The 18,228-nt window shown below is 64.4% G+C and carries 16 protein-coding genes; 9 read left to right on the forward strand and 7 right to left on the reverse strand.

Annotated features, from left to right (window positions below):
- Positions 1-150 precede the first annotated feature (150 nt).
- The gene (locus PQR32_RS37025; protein ID WP_408239345.1) at positions 151-810 is read left to right on the forward strand and encodes an amino acid ABC transporter permease; all 660 of its coding nucleotides are present in this window, start codon (positions 151-153) and stop codon (positions 808-810) included.
- A gap of 18 nt (positions 811-828) precedes the next feature.
- On the opposite strand, the gene lepB is transcribed toward PQR32_RS37025, so the two are convergent.
- From lepB to PQR32_RS37060, 7 genes are all read right to left on the reverse strand, one after another.
- Positions 829-1,527, reverse strand: coding sequence for a signal peptidase I (gene lepB, locus PQR32_RS37030; protein ID WP_408239348.1), 699 nt, complete (start codon positions 1,525-1,527; stop codon positions 829-831).
- A 195-nt stretch (positions 1,528-1,722) separates the two neighbouring features.
- Positions 1,723-2,721: a Gfo/Idh/MocA family protein gene (locus PQR32_RS37035; RefSeq protein ID WP_408239351.1), complete on the reverse strand. Its 999-nt coding sequence runs from the start codon at positions 2,719-2,721 to the stop codon at positions 1,723-1,725.
- A gap of 144 nt (positions 2,722-2,865) precedes the next feature.
- Entirely contained in the window at positions 2,866-3,585 is a 720-nt protein-coding gene (locus PQR32_RS37040; protein WP_408239354.1) for a FadR/GntR family transcriptional regulator, read from the reverse strand.
- 334 nt (positions 3,586-3,919) lie between these two features.
- A complete protein-coding gene (locus tag PQR32_RS37045) occupies positions 3,920-4,510 on the reverse strand; it encodes a flavin reductase family protein (RefSeq protein WP_408239357.1) in 591 nt (196 codons plus the stop codon).
- Positions 4,485-5,687 (reverse strand): sugar phosphate nucleotidyltransferase, encoded by a 1,203-nt coding sequence (locus PQR32_RS37050; RefSeq protein ID WP_408239360.1) that lies wholly within the window; start codon positions 5,685-5,687, stop codon positions 4,485-4,487. The genes PQR32_RS37045 and PQR32_RS37050 overlap by 26 nt, the downstream gene beginning before the upstream one ends.
- Positions 5,688-5,785: 98 nt before the next feature.
- Positions 5,786-6,619: a class I SAM-dependent methyltransferase gene (locus tag PQR32_RS37055; protein ID WP_408239363.1), complete on the reverse strand. Its 834-nt coding sequence runs from the start codon at positions 6,617-6,619 to the stop codon at positions 5,786-5,788.
- A gap of 409 nt (positions 6,620-7,028) precedes the next feature.
- The gene (locus PQR32_RS37060) at positions 7,029-7,562 is read right to left on the reverse strand and encodes a GNAT family N-acetyltransferase (RefSeq protein WP_408239366.1); all 534 of its coding nucleotides are present in this window, start codon (positions 7,560-7,562) and stop codon (positions 7,029-7,031) included.
- Between the two features lie 348 nt (positions 7,563-7,910).
- Between PQR32_RS37060 and PQR32_RS37065 the strand changes: the two genes are divergently transcribed.
- The 8 genes from PQR32_RS37065 (at position 7,911) to PQR32_RS37100 (ending at position 17,991) form a co-directional block, all read left to right on the forward strand.
- The gene (locus PQR32_RS37065; protein WP_408239369.1) at positions 7,911-8,162 is read left to right on the forward strand and encodes an acyl carrier protein; all 252 of its coding nucleotides are present in this window, start codon (positions 7,911-7,913) and stop codon (positions 8,160-8,162) included.
- A complete protein-coding gene (locus PQR32_RS37070) occupies positions 8,159-9,445 on the forward strand; it encodes an acyl-CoA dehydrogenase family protein (protein WP_408239372.1) in 1,287 nt (428 codons plus the stop codon). The genes PQR32_RS37065 and PQR32_RS37070 overlap by 4 nt, the downstream gene beginning before the upstream one ends.
- 1 nt (position 9,446) lies before the next feature.
- On the forward strand, positions 9,447-10,511 hold the full coding sequence (locus PQR32_RS37075) for an amino acid--[acyl-carrier-protein] ligase (RefSeq protein WP_408239375.1): 1,065 nt from the start codon (positions 9,447-9,449) through the stop codon (positions 10,509-10,511).
- Complete coding sequence (locus PQR32_RS37080; RefSeq protein WP_408239378.1) at positions 10,508-11,572, forward strand: DUF1839 family protein; 1,065 nt, start codon at positions 10,508-10,510, stop codon at positions 11,570-11,572. The genes PQR32_RS37075 and PQR32_RS37080 overlap by 4 nt, the downstream gene beginning before the upstream one ends.
- A gap of 40 nt (positions 11,573-11,612) precedes the next feature.
- Positions 11,613-14,237, forward strand: coding sequence for a glycosyl hydrolase 2 galactose-binding domain-containing protein (locus tag PQR32_RS37085; RefSeq protein ID WP_408239381.1), 2,625 nt, complete (start codon positions 11,613-11,615; stop codon positions 14,235-14,237).
- Positions 14,238-14,866: 629 nt separating this feature from the next.
- Positions 14,867-15,601 (forward strand): Crp/Fnr family transcriptional regulator, encoded by a 735-nt coding sequence (locus PQR32_RS37090; protein ID WP_006048767.1) that lies wholly within the window; start codon positions 14,867-14,869, stop codon positions 15,599-15,601.
- Between the two features lie 36 nt (positions 15,602-15,637).
- On the forward strand, positions 15,638-17,035 hold the full coding sequence (locus tag PQR32_RS37095) for an undecaprenyl-phosphate glucose phosphotransferase (protein ID WP_408239384.1): 1,398 nt from the start codon (positions 15,638-15,640) through the stop codon (positions 17,033-17,035).
- A gap of 2 nt (positions 17,036-17,037) precedes the next feature.
- Positions 17,038-17,991: a glycosyltransferase family 2 protein gene (locus tag PQR32_RS37100; RefSeq protein ID WP_408239387.1), complete on the forward strand. Its 954-nt coding sequence runs from the start codon at positions 17,038-17,040 to the stop codon at positions 17,989-17,991.
- The last annotated feature ends 237 nt before the right edge of the window (positions 17,992-18,228 follow it).

Consider the following 18,228-nt stretch of genomic DNA (forward strand, 5'->3'; position numbering starts at 1 on the left):
AAACCGCCGCCGCCCCCCCGCCCCGGGGGTTGGGTGGGCGGGCGATGCCCCCGGGGGGTTGGGGGGGGGCCCCCCCCCCCCCCCTTCGCGCTTATACAGCAATGTTTATGATGTGCGCTTTTGCGCGCCAACCCGACCACCGCCAAGCTCATGTCCACCACTTCCCTGCTCGTCCAATCGCTTCCCGTGCTCGCGCAGGGCGCCGTCCTGACGGTCAAGTTCGCGGTTCTGTCGATGATCTTCGGCTTGATTGCCGGCGCCTTGCTCGCGTTGATGGGCGTCAGCCACAACCGCGTGCTGAACTGGATCGCGCGCATTTACGTGAGCGTGATGCGCGGCACGCCACTGCTGGTGCAGATTTTCGTGATCTATTACGGCTTGCCGAGTTTCGGCATTTCACTCGATCCGACGCCGGCCGGCGTGATCGCCTTGTCGGCGAATGTGGCGGCCTATCTGTCGGAGAGCATGCGCGGCGCGATCCTGGGAATTCACCAGGGCCAGTGGCTCGCCGCCTATAGTCTAGGGCTCTCGCGCCGCCAGACGCTGCGCTACGTGATCGCGCCGCAGGCCTTGCGCATTGCCGTGCCGAGTTTGTCGAACAGCCTGATCAGCCTGATCAAGGACACCTCGCTGGTGTCGGTGATCACCATGACCGAACTGCTGCGCAGCGCGCAGGAAATCATCGCTTCGACCTATCAACCGCTGCCGCTGTATCTCGCCGCGGCCGCGGTCTACTGGGTGCTGTGCCAGGTGCTCGAAAGCGCACAGCGCTGGTACGAACGGCGCCTTGCGCTGCCGTCGCGCCACTGAGCACCCGGCGCATCTGACTTAACGGCTGGCGACCGGCGACGCCGAATCCAGCGGCGCACCGAAGCGCTCCAAGCGCGGCGCGTAGTAATGATCCGGGTCGAGCGAAAACGCGACGTGACGCGTGCGGCCCATCAATTCCTTGCGCGGAAAGAAGCCGAAGTAACGCGAATCGGCGCTGTCGTCGCGATTGTCGCCGAGCATCAGATACTCGCCGGGCGGCACGATCACCGGCCCGAACGAGTCGCGCGGGCTCGGCGCTTGCGGCGCGAGCCGCACGGTATGCGCGACGCCGTCGAAGCGCTCGGTCAGATAATCGCCGGGCGACGCGGCGTCGCCGGGCAGCGGTTTGAGCTTCAGCGGCTGGTAGTCGGCGCGTACACCGTTCACATACAACACGTTCTCGCGCATCGCCACGCTGTCGCCGGGCAAGCCGATCAGACGCTTGACCATCAGCTCATGCGCCGCCGACGAATCGATCGTCACGATATCGCCGCGCTGCGGATCGTGCAGATGCGCGATCGCGATGTGCGTGAGCGGCACGCGCAGATCGTAGGCCATCTTGTCGACGAAGATCCGGTCGCCCTCGCGGATGGTCGGCAGCATCGAGCCGCTCGGCACGACGTTCCAGTCGGCCACGGCGCTGCGAAACAGCACCATCAGGAAGAGAAACGCGACGAGGCTCTTGTTGTCGCGCCATAGTTTTCCGAGCATGCGCATGGCAGGCGGCTCCAGTGGAAGGAATTCGAAAGCAGCGGGCACGTGCAGCGTTTTTCTTTCCGCATGCCCGCGCAAATCCTACCACCGCTGCTGGACGCAACGCGGCCACAGCGGCAGCGGATCGCGATCGCGGAATAGCAGGCTGGCACGGCGGCTGTACTGGCTCGCGCGCCTCGACGCATGCTCAACCCGCCCTCATTCGCCCGCGAACTTCAGCCCGAGCGCCGCGCGCGCCGCGTCAGCCATCGCGATCATCTGCAACGACTTGCTATGCGGCATCACCGGGCTTTCCACCTGCCCCGTCCGGATCAACTCGCAGAAGTGCGCGGTCTCGTAGTTCAGGCCGCCGCCTTCGAACGGCTCGTCGAGTTCGACCACGCGCGCGTCGGTATAACGGATCGTCGCGCGCGACGGATTCCACCACGGCTCGTGAATCGTGACGTGGCCCCCTTTCGCCATCAGCAGTGCATCGCCCTTGCCGTGCAGATCGAGCCCACAAAACAGCTGGGCGATGCCGCCCTCGTGCTGACTGTTGAGGCTCGCGAACGTATCGACGCCCGTCGTCCCGAGCCGCCCGAGCGTCTGCACCTCACGCGGCGCGCCGAGCCAGTCGACGGCGAGAAACATCTCGTAGATGCCGATGTCGAGCAGCGCCCCGCCCGCATGCTCGAACGACAGCGACGGGTGATCGTCCGGCACGCCCGGCACCGAACAGCCGGCCCGCACCAGGCCGACTGCGCCGATCGGATCGGCGTCTAGATGCGCGCGCAACTTTCTGTAGAGCGGATAAAAGGGTGGCTTCATGGCTTCCATGAACAGCCGTTGCGCGGCGCGCGCGGCATCGAGCACGCGCTCGAGCTGCGGCTGATTGATGGTGGCGGGTTTTTCGCACAGCACGTGCAGACCGGCTTGCAGCGCGGCGATCGCGTAGTCGGCGTGACTGTCCTGGACGGTGGCGATATAGAGCGCGTCGATCCCGCTGGCGAGCAGCGCGTCGAAACTCGCGCACACCTCGCCGCCGAATTCCCCGGCGAAAGCCATAGCCGGTTCCGCGCGGCGTGACCACAGCGCGGTCAGTTGCGCGTGCGGCACATGAGCGAGACCTTGTGCGAAGCGACGGGCAATGCGGCCCGTCCCGACGATTCCCCAACGGATCGTGCCGCCCGAGGGGATTTCCTGCGTTGCGATTGTCATCGTTCCTTCGAGTCCATGCAGTTCAGAACAGGCGCTATTGTCGCGCATGCCGCACGCTCTCGCGTGGACGTGAACTCGCGCCTTCTGCCCCACAGTCTCGCAAGGAAATACCAAAGACCCAGCATGCCGCCGCGGCGGCGACGCTCAGTCGTGCGCCGGCGGGTCCGCTGAAAAGTGGCCGCTGACCTCTTCCGCGGTGTAGTCGATCATTGCGAGCGAAGCGATTTCCGCTTCCTTCGGATCGCGCCGTTCGATCGCTTCGACCACGCGTTGATGGGAATTCACCGCGGTTTCCCACAGTCCGTCCCTGTCGGTGACGATGGGATTGACGGTCGACAGCGCGCCGCGAATGATCGCCGCCATCTGCTTGAAGAACTGATTGCCGCTCGCCACCACGATGCGGGTGTGGAACAGTTCGTCCGCTTCCTGATAGCCCGGCTCGCCCGGCCGGATCGTGCGGAACGCCTCGAACGCCTCGCGGATCGCGGCAATATCCGCCGCGCTGCCGCGCGCGGCCGCCTGCGCCGAGGCGCGCGGTTCGATCAGGATGCGAAACTCGATCACGTCGCGCAGAAACAGCGGATCGGGTTTCGCGCGAAAACGCCAGTTCACGACGTCTTCGTCGATCATGCGCCAATCGCTCATCGACCGGATGCGCGTGCCGATTTTCGGTCGCACGTCCAGCATGTCGCGCGCGAGCAGCATCGACAGCGCCTCGCGCATGACGGTGCGGCTGACGTCGAACTCCTTCGACAGCACATCCTGCGGTGGCAGTATGGCGCCGTATTTCTCTTCGACGATGCCCGTGACCAGTCCATCCATGACTTTGCTCACGAGCGATCGATCTTTGTTTGCCTGTTCCATGACACTCTCCCCGAAGCGGTGTTTGCCCCCGCGTAGCCTGTTGATCAAGCGGCCCTTTTACGTCGTTTTATTGATGTCACTTAGTTCTTCTACGATACGTTGCTAGCTTCAAAACGGTTGCGCCAGTTGGGAAACTTCCTGACAGGGTTATCCCTCTGAAGAATTGTTTCTTCCTTGTAACGCCGCATATTTTGACGGGCCATAAGCTTGCGTCTCAAGCGTGCCTGCATTGCAGAATTTGCATAGTGCGAAGACGCACGTTGCGAGGCGATTTGTCTGATCCACCCTGCCTCGGCGGATAGGACCTGGCGGGAAACGACGAATGACGTTCGCATCAGCGAGTGCTCGCGGCAAGCGGTGGCGAGTCCTGCGTCGAAGCCGACGTCGAGCTCTGAATGGAGCCCGGCGCCGTCACCGACCCGTAACGGCCGCCGAAAAAAATCAGGGGCGCGTGTTCATCGAGCGAGAACACCAGCACCTCGCCGACGAACAGCGTATGGTCGCCGCAAGGATGCCGGTCCACCACGCGCGCCGCGAAACGCGCCGCCGCGTGGTCGAGCAGCACCACGTCCGGCAGTCCGTCGACCGCCGCGAAACGCGGCGCGAGCAAGCTCTGCGGCTCGCCGGCGAAGTGGCGGCTATGCGGCTCCTGCGCCTCGGACAACACGCTCACGCCGAACAGCGCGCTGTCCATCAGACGCTCGTGCATGCGCGCCCGGTGCCCGACCGAGACGACGATCAGCGGCGGCTTGAGCGAACCCGACATGAAGGCGTTGGCGGTCATCGCGTGCAAACTGTCGCCGCTGCCGGTCGAGATCACCACGACGCCGGTCGCAAAGCGTCCCAACGCGTGGCGAAAGCGCCGCTCGTCGAAAGCCGCCTGCGAGGCGCGCGGCGCCTCAGCGTGAAGTACCGTTGCCTGCATGGCCGGTCTCCTGAACGCGACCGTACTGGTCGTCGAAGCGCACGATGTCGTCCTCGCCGAAATAGCCGCCTGATTGCACTTCGATCATTTCAAGCGGCGTCTTGCCCGGATTCTCGAGCCGGTGCGTGACGCCGAGCGGAATGTACGTCGACTGGTTCTCCGTGAGCAGGAAGCATTCCTCGCCGCGCTTGACGCGCGCCACCGGATCCCAGGCGCCCGCGTCCGACCAATCCGCGGCGAACGGCACGGCGACGCCGACCAACCGCGCGTCGGTGGCGACGCGCTCCATCACCGCGTAGTCGATCGAATCGGACGGGCACAGGGCGAACGCATCGCGCGCGAGATGCAGCGCGCCGCCACCGTCGACCGTGGCCCGTTCGAACGCGGCCGCGCAGGCCTCGGCGATCGCCGGCTGGCAGCGCTTGATCGCCGCAAGCCACACCGAAGCGCGCACCACGAACATGCCGCTGTTCCACCAGTAATTGCCGCAAGCGACATAGCGCTCGGCCAGTTCCGGATCGGGCTTCTCGACGAACCGCTCGATGGCGCGCGCGCCCCGCGTGCCGAGCGCCGCTCCCGTGCGGATATAGCCGTAGCCGGTATCCGCGCGCTTCGGCGGCACGCCGAGCGTGACGATCGCGCCGCGCGCCGCGTGTTCGAGCGCCTCGGCGAGCGCCGCGCCGAACGCAATGTGATCGGCAATCAGATGGTCCGCCGGCAACGCCACGATGAGCGGATCGTCGCCCTCCACAGCCGCCGCGCGCGCGGCGAGCGCGGCGACGGTCAGCGCGGGCGCGGTATTGCGCGACATCGGCTCGAGCACCATGCGCACTGGCCGGCCCGATCGTTCGAGCCGCTCCAGGCGTTCGAGCGTTTGCAGGTGCAGATCCTCGCGGCAGACCACCAGCGGCACTGCCATGGAGCGCGTGCCGAATGCCGGCATCGTGCGTTGCGCCGCGGCGAATGACGCGTCGAGGCGGCTCAACGTGGTTTCGAGCAGCGACTCGTCGCCCATCAGGCCGGTCAACGGCTTCGGATTGCGCTCGCGCGACAACGGCCGCGATCGTGTGCCCGAGCCGCCTGCGAGAATCACCGGCTGCACGGATAAACGCGTGGCCGTTTCGCTGACGCCCCCGGTCGACGCAAGCGGATTGCCTGGTTCTACGATGCGATTCATGTGCGAGTCCCCTGTCCGGTCAAGCTGGTCCGGCGCATTGTTTTCTATGTTGCCCTGCGTGCTACGTGTAAAGCCAGGCCTTCGTCCAGTCGCCGCCGTCAATCGAAGCGGCAAGCGGCGAGCGGTTTGTGCGCGATGAAGTGAAACCACCACGCGTCGCTCGCTTCCACATCGTCGGCAATGAGGTTGCCCACGGAACTGTCGAACACCGCGTCGCATTGCAAGCCGACCTGCGCCAGTTGCCGGCGCTGCTCGCGCAGCGTCGTGTAGACAATCACAATGCCGAAGTTATGGGCCGCCGCGGTGTTGACCGCATAGCTGCCGTAGTCGTGATTCAGCTTTGCGTTGCGCACATAGTTCAGCGTGCCGAGCTGTAAACGCCGCGCCGAGCGTAGCGTGCGCCAGCCGAGTCTGAGCGGATTGAACGTAAATTTCGGCAGCAGTTGCCAGATGTTTTCGCCGTAGCCGGGGCCGCCGCGGTTGTGCGACGAAAACAGCACATAACCGCCGGGCCGCACCACGCGATACATCTCTTCGAGAATCCTCACGCGATCGTCATAGTCGACGCAGTCGATCCCGTTCCAGCTGAATTGCGCGAGCCCGTAATGGTCCGAAGGCAGCGCGGACATGTCACGCGCGTCCATATGCCGAAGGTCGCGTTCGGGATAGCGCGCCTTCGCGAGATCGAGCAGCTTTTGTGTGTAGTCGACGCCGGTGTAGTCGTCGGAGATCGCCGTCATCAACGGAATCGTGCGGCCGGTGCCGATTCCGATATCGAGCAAGGGCTCACCCGAGCATCGCTGCGCGAGCCAGGCAAAGGCAGCCCGTTCGCCGGGGTCGGAGTAGGTCTTGTCGAGCATGAAAACGCGCTCGGCGTCCGACGAATTCCATGCAACTCGGTTGATGCGGTCCAACTCGGATTGACTGTTCACTACGCGCTCCCCCGTAAGCGTCTGTGCGCTGGACAATCCTCGCGCATGCATAACGCTTCCCCCGAATAGACGGAACCCGCGCGCACGCTTTACTGACCTCACGCTGCGCTCCTCACCAGGTCCCCGCTTTCAAGCCATTACAACAAACGTTGCATGATTGATATGTACGTCCCGCCACATTGTCTCGGAGTCCGATTCAAAGGCGAATGCATGTCGTACGCGTCATTAGAAACAGACAGCGTAGTCCGTTGCCATGCGACGTGCGCAGCGCGAACGTCGAGCGCGCAACGAGCAGCACGTGACAGGAGAAGCGCGCGCGGCCTGCGCGGCCGCGGGCACATCGCTCTCGCGTGGCGTCAGCTTCGGAAGTGCAACCTGTGCGCTGGAAGGCGTAACGAGCGCGCACTGATCACAGCAACTCGAACGTATTGACGAGCGCCGCGCTGTCGCGCTCACGGCGCCGCCCGCCGAAAAGCGGCTGGCTGCCGCGCACCTGGCGCGTCAGGCCGATGAAGGGCACGCCGTGTTCGAGATAGGGCCCTTCCGTCTTGCGAAAGCCGAATTGTTCGTAGAAGCCGCGCAACCCGAGCGGCGCGCTGACACGCGCGGCATGGCCCGGCCAACGGTCGACAATCGCCTGCAGCACGCGTTCGAGCAATAGTTCGGCGGTGCCGTCGCCGCGTCGCAGCGGGCTCGTCAGCACCTTGTCGATGGTGATCTCCGGATCTTCCGCGTCGCCGGGTTGCAGGCGCGCGTAGGCAAGAATCGGCATCGACCGCGCCATGTCCTCCACGGCGAACACATGCAACGCGTTTTCGTCACGGCCATCGGCGTCGAGACAGACATGCGATTGCTCGACCACGAACACCGCGCTGCGCGCCCGCAAGATCAGATACAACTCGCGAGCCGAAAGCTGATCGAACTCCAGCGTTTTCCAGTTCATCACGTTCCCCAGCGGTCAGTAAGTTCAATGAGGCCGGCATCGCGCGCCGGCTTCTACGACCTGGCTGTCTGAGCCGGCCCGTTCTGATGGCTACACGGTACGTCCGCGAAACTCGTGGTTCCGTGCGCCATCGCACTGACGCTGGGCTTTGACAATTCTTAAATACGGAGACATCGGGGCGCGGCATGCAGAAAGCCGCCCGAAAGCGCACGCGGTCAATGTGAACGCGCCGCACCCGGCATATGGACTCCGCCGGCGTGCGCTGCGGCAATGAACACGAATAACGATCACGTGCGTTGGATCGATGTCCGCAACAATCAATACCGTTAAACAACAGGGGACCACACCATGAAAAACGCATTGCGACGCATCCTTTCCGAATCGGCTCGCCTGGATGTCCCGGCGGACACCCTGGCCGATGACGCCGACCTGTACGCCGCGGGCCTCTCCTCGCTCGCGACCGTGCATCTGATGCTGGCAATCGAAGATGAATTCGGGATTGAAATTCCGGACCGTCTGTTGACACGGCGCCTGTTCTCCAGCATCGATTCGATGGCCGCCGCGGTCACTGAGCTGCAACAGGCGAAGGCGGCAGCATGAACGCCCCGCTGCTGGACGCGGCGGCGGCAGCCGCCGCTACGCAGGCGCGCGATGCGGTAGAAGCTCCCGACGCATCGGTCGTGCTGACTGCCGTCGAAACCGAACCCGGCTGGCGCGCGGCCGCGCAACGCTGTGCGGCGGTAGCCGCGCAGTTCGCGGACTCGGTGGATCGCGAAGCGCGCTTCCCGAGCGAAGCGTTCGACGCGCTCAAGCACGAGCGCCTGCTCTCGGCGATGGTGCCGGCCGCATTCGGCGGCGCGGGCCTGTCGCTCGCGGACGTCGGCGCGATCTGCGAAACGCTCGCGCAAGGCTGCGCCTCCACCGCGATGGTGTATGCGATGCATCAGATCCAGGTGGCGTGCATCGAGGCGCATGGCAGCGACGCAGTATGGCATCGGCAGTTGCTCACGCAACTGGTCGAGCATCAGTGGCTGCTGGCGTCGGCCACTTCCGAGGAAACCATCGGCGGCAATATGCGCACTAGCGCCTGCTCGGTCGAACTCGACGCTGCGCGCTTTCGCATCGAAAAGCTCGCACCGACGATTTCCTACGGCGCGCATGCCGACGGCATTCTCGTCACCGCGCGCCGCACCGCCGAGTCGGCGGCCGCCGATCAGGTACTGATCGTCGCGCTGCGTGCCGATACGCAACTGGAAAAACGCGGCGGCTGGGATTCGATGGGCATGCGCGGCACCTGCAGCGAGGGCTTCCGGCTCGTCGCCACGGGACTGGCCGAACAGATTCTGCCGACGCCCTTCGCCGAGATCGCCGATCAAACCATGCTGCCGGTCTCGCACACGCTGTGGGCCTCGGTTTGGACCGGCGTGGCCAGCGACGCCGTGAATCGCGCGAAAGCGTTCTTCCGCGCACAAGCGCGTTCGAAGCCTGGTGTGGTTCCCCCATCCGGTTTGCGCCTCGCTGAAGCGGTCGGTCTGTTGCAGATGATGCAGGCGCGTCTCGCGGTCGCGCTGGAGGCGGCACGCGCCGCTCATCTCGCACGCCACGGCGGCTCGCAGGCCGATGCGCCGCTCGCGGCCATGCTCGGCTTCGCGTCCGACATGAACACGCTGAAGACGAGCATCTCCACCACTGCGCTGCAGGTCGTGCACGAAGTGCTGATGATCTGCGGCATGGCGGGCTACAAGAACGGCACACCGTACAGCGTCGGGCGCCATTTGCGCGACCTGCACTCCGCGCCGCTGATGATCAATAACGACCGTATCGCGCAGAACACCGCGAGCCTGTTGCTCGCGCAACGTCCTGCCGCCCCGGGGAGAGCCTGATATGAACACGATGACCGATACCGCCGCTCTTGCCGCCGCCGCTCAGGCAGCTCAAGCGCCGAGCTTTCGCGATGAACTGCTGGCCGCGGGCCTGTTGATCGACACCGGCGAAAACGGCCTGTACGGCCGCAGTCAGGTTTTCGAAGACGTGGTGGATCGCCTGAACGTGGCGATCACGCATCTGGGCGCGGACCAGCAGCCGGAAGTGCTGCGCTTTCCGCCCGCCATGCGCCGCACCGACTTCGAAGACAGCGAGTATCTGAAGAGCTTCCCGAATCTGGCCGGCACGATCCACTCGTTCTGCGGCAACGACATGGGCCACCAGCGCCTGTTGCGCGCGCTCGACGACGCCATGACGGAACGCGACGACGATCGCAGCGACGACTGGATGGCGCAGCAGAAGCCGACCCGTGTCGTGCTCACACCGGCCGCCTGCTATCCGATCTATCCGGTGATGGCGCGCCGCGGTCCATTGCCCGCTAACGGCCGCACGATCGACGTGCTGTCGTATTGCTTCCGTCACGAGCCGTCGCTCGATCCCGGCCGCATGCAGATGTTCCGCCAGCGCGAATACGTGCGCCTCGGCAGCGCCGAACAGGTGATGGCGTTCCGGCAGATGTGGATCGAACGCGGCTCGCTGCTGGTGCAGCTGCTGCAATTGCCGGTCGAAGTGGATCTCGCCAACGATCCGTTCTTCGGCCGCGGCGGCAAGATCGTCGCCGATAGCCAGCGTGCCCAGGCGCTCAAATTCGAACTGCTGATTCCGGTGGCCGATCCGCGCGGCAAGACGGCTTGCCTGTCGTTCAACTATCACATGGAACACTTCGGCGCGATCTGGAAGATCGCGTGCGAAGACGGCGCGGTGGCGCATACGGGTTGTGTCGGTTTCGGCATGGAACGGATCACACTCGCGCTATTCCGTCATCATGGGCTCGATGTGAACGCGTGGCCGGGCGATGTGCGCGCGCTGCTGTGGGGCGATACCGAAGCGCGCGTGGCGCATGGCCTCGCCACCATGCAACCGGCTTCCGACGAAGCGGAGCACGGCACCGGAGAGTGCGTATGAATCCGTCGCTGACACCCGTACCGAACGGCGCGCACGGCGCTTTCCTGCTGAACCGGCGCGTCGATCTGGCCGCCGCGGGCGGCGCCGTTGCCGCGCCCGCCGCGCGTTTGCGCGAGCATGCGCCGCATGCGCTGCATCAGGGCGAGCGCGTGTGGCAGGAGACCAACTGCTACGTCGATCTGTGGATCGAACTGCTGCACGGCTTCGGGCTCGACCCGCGCGCCGCGCTCGGCTTTACCGTCACGCAGGATTTCGAAGGCGACCAGTTCACGTTCTTCAAGTTTCCGCTCGAAGACCTCGACCGGCTCTACGGCACCCAGGTGCAGGAACTGGCCATCTACGATTCGCTTGAAGCGCGCGTGCTCGCGCAGACCTTGCGCGGCCATACCGTGCTGGTGGAAGTGGATGGCTATTACCTGCCGAACACGCGCGCCACGTCGTACCGGCGTGAGCATCCAAAAACCACGGTGGGCATCGACTTCATCGATCCGGACGCGCGCCGTCTCGGCTATTTCCACAACACCGGCTATCACCTGCTCGACGGTGAAGACTACGACGGCGTGTTTCGCAAGCTGCCGCAGTTCCAGCAGCAGCCCGATCTGCTGTTTCCGTACGTGGAATTCGCCAAACAGGCGCGGCCCGCGCTCGAAGGCACCGCGCTGGCCGAAGCGTCGGCGGAACTGCTGTGCGCGCATCTCGGGCGCCGGCCGCTGACGAATCCGATTTCGCAATGGCGTGCCGCGTTTCCCGCGCATCTCGAGACGCTGTTCGAACGTGGCGAAAAGTTCTTCCACCCGTACTCGTTCAACCTGATGCGGCAGCTCGGCGCGAACTTCGAGTTTCTCTCGAAGTATCTGTTGTGGCTCTCCGCGCAAGGCTTCGAGGTGCCGGCAGCGATTCCGGCGGCGGCGCAAAGCATCGCGTCGGAGTCGATGGTGATGCAGTTCCGGCTCGTGCGGGCGATTGCCCGCGGGCGCCGCGATCTGTGCGACGACTGCTTCGACGTGATCGAAAGCGCTTACGAAAAGACGCTGCCACCGCTCGCCGCGCTGGTGCTGTGACGCGCCGTGCGCGGCTTCGCGGACTTCTCGGGAACTTGCCGTGGATGCACTGACGATAGACCTGGTGCCTGATGAAGGGGGCGCGAGCGGCGTGCTCGTGGCCGCGCCTCACGAAGCCGCGCACGCCGATGTCGATGTCACATCGGCACAAGCATCGCAGACGCTCTGGCCGCGGCGCCTCGACATCGGCTGGCAATGTGTCAGCACGCCGGCGGGTGCGTGCGCGTCGCCCGCCGATTTACCCGCGCACGGCTGGCTCGCCGCGCAAGTGCCCGGCACCGTCGCGAGCGCGCGCCGTGCCGCAGGTCTCCTGGACATCGCGCATCCACCACCACTTGCCTTCGACGACCACTGGTATCGCCTCTCACTCGAAGGCACCGGCGAACGCCGCTTGCGTCTGCATGGCCTCGCCACCATCGCCGAAGTGTGGCTCGACGGCGTCAAGCAACTCGACTCCGATTCGATGTTCGTCGCGCACGATCTCGACATCGAACTGAACGGCAGCGCGACGCTCGCGTTGTGCTTCCGCTCTCTCACCCCGGCGTTGACGGCGAAACGTTCACGCGCGCGCTGGCGTCCACGGCTCGTGTCGCCGCCCACCTTGCGCAACGTGCGCACCACCCTGCTCGGCCATATGCCTGGCTGGTGTCCTTCTGTGCAAGCGGTCGGCCCGTGGCGTCCCGTTGAACTGCTGAGTGACGCGCCCCATGCATTCGACACCGTCGACGTGTCGAGCCGGCTCGATCACGACGACGGCCTTGTTTCGCTCACGCTACGTTTCGTTCATCCGCACGATGACGCGACGTGCCGCGCCTCGCTTAAATGCGGGGATGCTGTTTCGTCTTTGCAATGGAGCGATGCATATACACTGACCGGCCGCGTACGCGTACCGGGTGCCGAGCGCTGGTGGCCACACACCCACGGCGAGCCCACTTTATATCCATTGACGTTGCAGCTTGGTGACGGGCACGCGACATCGCACTCGCTGGGTTCGGTCGGTTTCCGCTGTATTGAAGTGGATCACGGCGCGGACGGCATGGCCTTCGCCTTGCACCTCAATGGCCTGCCGGTGTTCTGCCGCGGCGCATGCTGGACCAGCGCGGACCTCGTCACGCTCGGCGGCAGCGAGGCACAACTGCGCCACGCGTTCACGCTGGCCCGCGACGCGGGCATGAACATGCTGCGCGTGGGCGGCACGATGCTGTACGAGTCCGACGCGTTTTATGCACTCGCCGACGAATACGGCATGCTGGTCTGGCAAGACTTCGCGTTGGCGAATTTCGACTATCCGAACGATGCCGCATTCACCGCGTCGATCGAGCGCGAAGCCACGCAGTTCCTGACGCGCACACGACGCTTCGCTTCGCTCGCGGTGCTGTGCGGCGGCAGCGAGGTCGACCAGCAGGCGGCCATGTTCGGCCTGCCGCCTTCGATGCGCGCGCAATCACTCTTTACCGAACAGTTGCCTGCCATCGTCGCGCGTGAACGGTCCGACGTGCCGTATGTCAGCAACTCGCCCTCGGGTGGCACGTGGCCATTTTCGACTAATGAGGGCATCACTCACTACTACGGCGTGGGCGCCTATCAGCGTCCGCTCGACGACGTGCGCCGCTCGCAGGTGCGCTTCGCCGCCGAATGCCTCGCCTTCGCGAACGTGCCCGACGACGCCACCCTGCACGACGCGCTCGGCACGATTCATCTGCACGATCCGCGCTGGAAAGCCGCAGTGCCGCGCGACCCCGGCGCCGGCTGGGATTTCGACGACGTGCGCGACCACTATCTGCAGACGTTATACGGTGTCGAGCCGGCGCACTTGCGCTACGAAGACCCCGAGCGTTATCTGGACCTGTCGCGCGCGGTAGTCGCCGAAGTGATGGGCGACGTGTTCGCCGAATGGCGCCGCACCGGTTCCACCTGCGCTGGCGCGCTGGTCTGGCAGCTTCAGGATTTGCGCCCCGGCGCGGGCTGGGGCTTGATCGACGCCACAGGACGGCCTAAAAGCGCCCTGCACGGCCTCGCGCAAGTACTCCAACCCATTCAGATGGTCATGACCGACGAGGGCCTCAACGGCCTCGATATTCATCTGCTGAACGAACGTGCGCAGCCGTTGCGCGCGCAACTGGAACTGGTCTGCCTGCGTGACGGCAGCGTCAAGGTCGCCTCCGCAAGCTGCGAGGTGGAACTGGCGCCGCACAGCGTGCAGCGTCTCAGCGCGGCCGCGTGCCTCGGCCAGTTCTTCGATTTCACCCACGCGTACCGCTTCGGCCCGCGCGCGCACGACGTGACGATCGCCACGCTGCGCGACCAGGCGAGCGGCCAGATCGTTGCGGAAGCGTTTCATCTGCCGGAGCGGCGCGTGAGCGAGCGCCACGATCTGGGCTTGACGGTCACGGCTGAGCGCAACGGCGACGGCTGGCAGCTCGTGCTCGAAGCGAAGCGTTTTGTGCGCTTCGTTCATATCGTTGACACACACTATAGGGCCGCGCGCGACTGGTTTCATCTGCCGCCGAACCGGTCTTGCGTCGTACCGCTCATTCCACTCACGCCGCCGGAAAGATTCGTTGCTCACGCATCGAATGCCGTGTTTAAAGCTGATGCAACATGCGCGGCGCCCGCGGGCGAAGTTCGCGCGGTCAATGCGATATCCGCCATCTTCTACGGCTGAAGGTCTCCCTGCTCTAACCACCCTTTCGCAAGGCGCGTAAAACCTCGCGCTGCGCGTATCCATCTGTCTGGTCTGCGGAATCACTGTTGGTTTTTCTCAGACTTTTGGCTCGCCAAAAACATCATCCGTACGGCACCGAACCAAGCGTGTTGAACACATCTGAATCAATTCCGGCACATCCCGGACGCCGCATGACAACGTGCGTCGAAGGGCTGATTCAACGCTGAGACAAGTGCCGTCGAGCCCCTCCCAGCACCCGCCAACCCAATTCCATCAAGGACTTGCGCGGAACAGGAAGTGCCTGACAGGCGCACGCTGGCCGCCAGGACGTTGTGCAGATTTGAAACAAAAAGTGACGTTTGGCTTCGCGCGGCGCTAAGCCTTGGTGCGTTACCCCGCACCAGCGCTCGTTTTCCCTATCGCTGGCACGCTCCTCGCTAATAGAAGAGCGCAACACCGCGTCACCGCAAAGAGATCGACAACAATGGCGGCGGCGCACCAAGGCCAATACGGGGCCGGTCCTGTTCATCCTTCGCTGCTCGCCAGGCAGCACGTCGCTAAAAGGGATGCAGGCATCGGATCAAAAACAGAAAGTCACGCAGAGCGCGACTTTCACGCGAGGACCGATCATGTTGACACTTCAATCCGATTTGCACGGTAACCATTTGCTCGGCGCATTGCCGTCCCATGAATGGCAGGCGCTGGCTCCCCATCTCGAACTGGTTCATCTGCGCACCGAGCAATTGCTGTGCGACTCCGGTCAGCGCATTCATCACGTCTACTTCCCGACCACCGCGATCATCTCGATGCTCTCGACGATGGAAGACGGCAGCTCGGTCGAAATCGCCGCGGTCGGCCGCGAAGGCATGACCGGCGTGCCGGTGCTCACGGGCGGCGAAACCATGCCGAACCGCGTGCAGGTGCAATGCGCCGGGTTCGCTTACCGCATGAGCGCACAGGCGCTCAAGCAGCAGTTCGCCCGCTCCGACTTCCTGCGCCGCCTGATGCTGCTGTACATGCACGCCCTGCTCACGCAAGTCGCGCAAACGGCTGCCTGCAACCGCCATCACGCGCTGAACAAGCAACTGTGCCGGTGGCTCCTGATCGAAGTGGACCGCGTGGCGTCGAACGATCTGACCGTGACCCAGCAACTGATCGCCGACATGCTCGGCGTGCGCCGCGAAGGCATTACCGAAGCGGCCGGCAAGTTGCACGACGAAGGCCTGATCCATCATAGCCGCGGCCACATCAAGGTGCTCGACCGTAAGGGACTCGAAGCACGCGCCTGCGAATGCTATGGCCTCGTCAAGCGCGAATTCGACCGCCTTCTGCCGCGTCTGCGCCAGGCTGAAACCGTCGAGTAAAGCGCGGGTTCGTCCGACTAATGAATAGAGTCAAATATGTTCAGGAATACTGCGCGATTCCTCGACGTACTCTTCGTGATTGCGGGAGGGCTGCTCGCTCACTGGATGCGGTTCTCGACGCCGATTGCGCTCTCGGACACCGAACGTCTTCTGATCGCCTTTAACTGCGTGCTCCTCCTGTTGCTGTTTCCCGGCTTCGGGGTCTATGAAACCTGGCGCGGCAAACCGCTGCCCTCCATGCTGGCGAGGGTTGCCGCCGCGTGGATGGTCGTAGTGTTCACCGCGCTCGTGCTGGCCTTCACGCTGCATCGCATGGATGCGGTGTCGCGCTTGTGGTTTGGTTACTCGACGCTGATTTCCGGCGCGCTGATCATCGCCACCAAGTGCCTCGTGCATGTGGCGCTGCGCATCGTGCGGAGCCGCGGGATGAATTACCGCACCGTCGCGATCGTCGGCGCACCGGGCTTCACGCGCACGCTGCTTGCGCATCTCGAACATGCACCACAAGCCGGCTTCAAACCGGTCTGCGTGCTCGATACAAGCTGCGAGACCAGCATCGAAGCGGCCGGGAAGTACGGCGCGCGTCTGAAACGCGTGCCGGTCCTGACCGATCTGAACGCATTCGCCGCCAAGGTGCGCGAGGACCATGTGAACGAAGTGTGGCTCGCGTTGCCGCTTTCCGAAGAACATACGATCTACCGGTTCACGCGCATGTTCCGGCATGACTTCGTGAATCTGCGCTTCATTCCCGATGTACGCAGCCTTTCGCTTTTCAATCACGCGCTGGTCGATGTCGTCGGTTTACCGACGCTGAATCTCAGCGCGACGCCCTTCTCGTCGCCGCAGATGTGGCCCAAGCTGATCTTCGACCGCCTGTTCGCGGCGGCCGCGCTGCTCGCGCTCGCGCCGGTGTTCGTGGTGCTCGCGATCGGCATCAAGCTCGGCTCGCCGGGCCCGGTGTTCTTTCGTCAGACGCGCAAGGGCGTGGACGGCCAGCCGTTCGCGATCTACAAATTCCGCTCGATGACCGTGCATCATGAAGCGCAGGGCCAGCTCACCCAGGCCTCGCGCAACGACGCCCGTGTCACGAAGCTCGGCGGCTTCATGCGCCGCACCAGTCTCGACGAACTGCCGCAATTTCTCAACGTGCTGCTCGGCCAGATGTCGGTGGTCGGCCCGCGTCCGCATGCGATCGAACACGACGATCTGTACAAGGATCAGGTGTACGGCTACATGTACCGCTACCGGATCAAGCCCGGCATCACCGGCTGGGCCCAGGTCAACGGCTATCGCGGCGCCACCACCAAGGTGGAAAAGATGGAAGCGCGCGTCAAGTTCGATCTCTTCTACATCCATAACTGGTCGTTCTGGTTCGACATGAAGATCGTGTTCATCACGATCTTCAAGGGCTTTGTCAGCCGCAACGCGTTCTGATCATGCCAATTCGGAAACCGTTCGTGAAAGTCTCCGTGATCGTGCCGACCTACCGACGCACCGCCGATCTGGCGCGCTGCCTCGCGGCACTCGACGCACAGGAGCGCCGCGCCGACGAAGTCATCGTGATCGCACGTCACGACGATTACGCCACGCTCGACTGGCTGCGCACCCGCGAGGCCAACCGGCCCGATCCGCGCCGCGCGGTCGTGCTGGTGCGCAAACCGGGCGTGGTCGCCGCATACAACCTCGGCATCGAGAGCGCGAGCGGCGACGTGCTCTGCTTCACCGACGACGACGCCGCACCACATTCCGACTGGGTCGGGCGGATCGCGCGCGCCTTCGAACGCGATGAGACGCTCGGCGGCCTGGGCGGACGCGACATCGTGCATGAACGTAACGGCATCCCGCAGGGGCAGAAGCCGCGCGTGGGCATCGTGCGCTGGTATGGGCGGAGCATCGGCAATCACCATATCGGCCACGGCAACGCGCGCGAAGTCCAGGTGCTCAAAGGCGTGAACATGTCGTTTCGCCGCGAGGCGATCGGCGCGCTGCGCTTCGACGGCCGCTTGCGCGGCACCGGCGCACAAGTGCACTGCGAGATGGCCTTCAGTCTCGACGTGCAACGGCGCGGCTGGAAGCTGATCTACGACCCGGCGCTGCTGGTGGAGCACTTCCCCGCCCTGCGCAGCGATGAAGACCAGCGCTTCACTTTCAACGACGCGGCCTTCTATAACGCGTCATTCAATCTCCGACTCATCATGTGGGAACACCTGACGCCGCCTGGCCGATGGGCGTTCGTCATCTACTCGACGCTGATCGGCGATCGCGCGGACCCAGGGTTCCTGCGCGCCTTGTCGTTGGCATTCGAGCGCGGCGGCGTCGCACTTGCGCTTCGCAAATGGCGGGTCGGTTTGCGCGCAATGCGCGGTGCATGGCAGGAAGCGATGCGTTGACCAATCGACGCAACGGTCTATTCCGCTGACGCGCTACTGCAGGTCGACGCGCAAAGCAATAACGCGCGAGCTTCGAACGCGTGATTCGCGCGGTAGAAACAGGAGCGACGCCAATGCGGCAAGCACCGAAGCCGACGGCCTGGAACATGCCGCCAGCGCGGTGTGGAAAGGACGAGGTGAGGGGCGAGAGAGCTTGCCGGTCAGCACAACGGCACGGCGCGGCACAAGACCGGCGCC

This window comes from Paraburkholderia dipogonis, assembly GCF_046027395.1.
GTDB lineage: Bacteria > Pseudomonadota > Gammaproteobacteria > Burkholderiales > Burkholderiaceae > Paraburkholderia > Paraburkholderia dipogonis_A.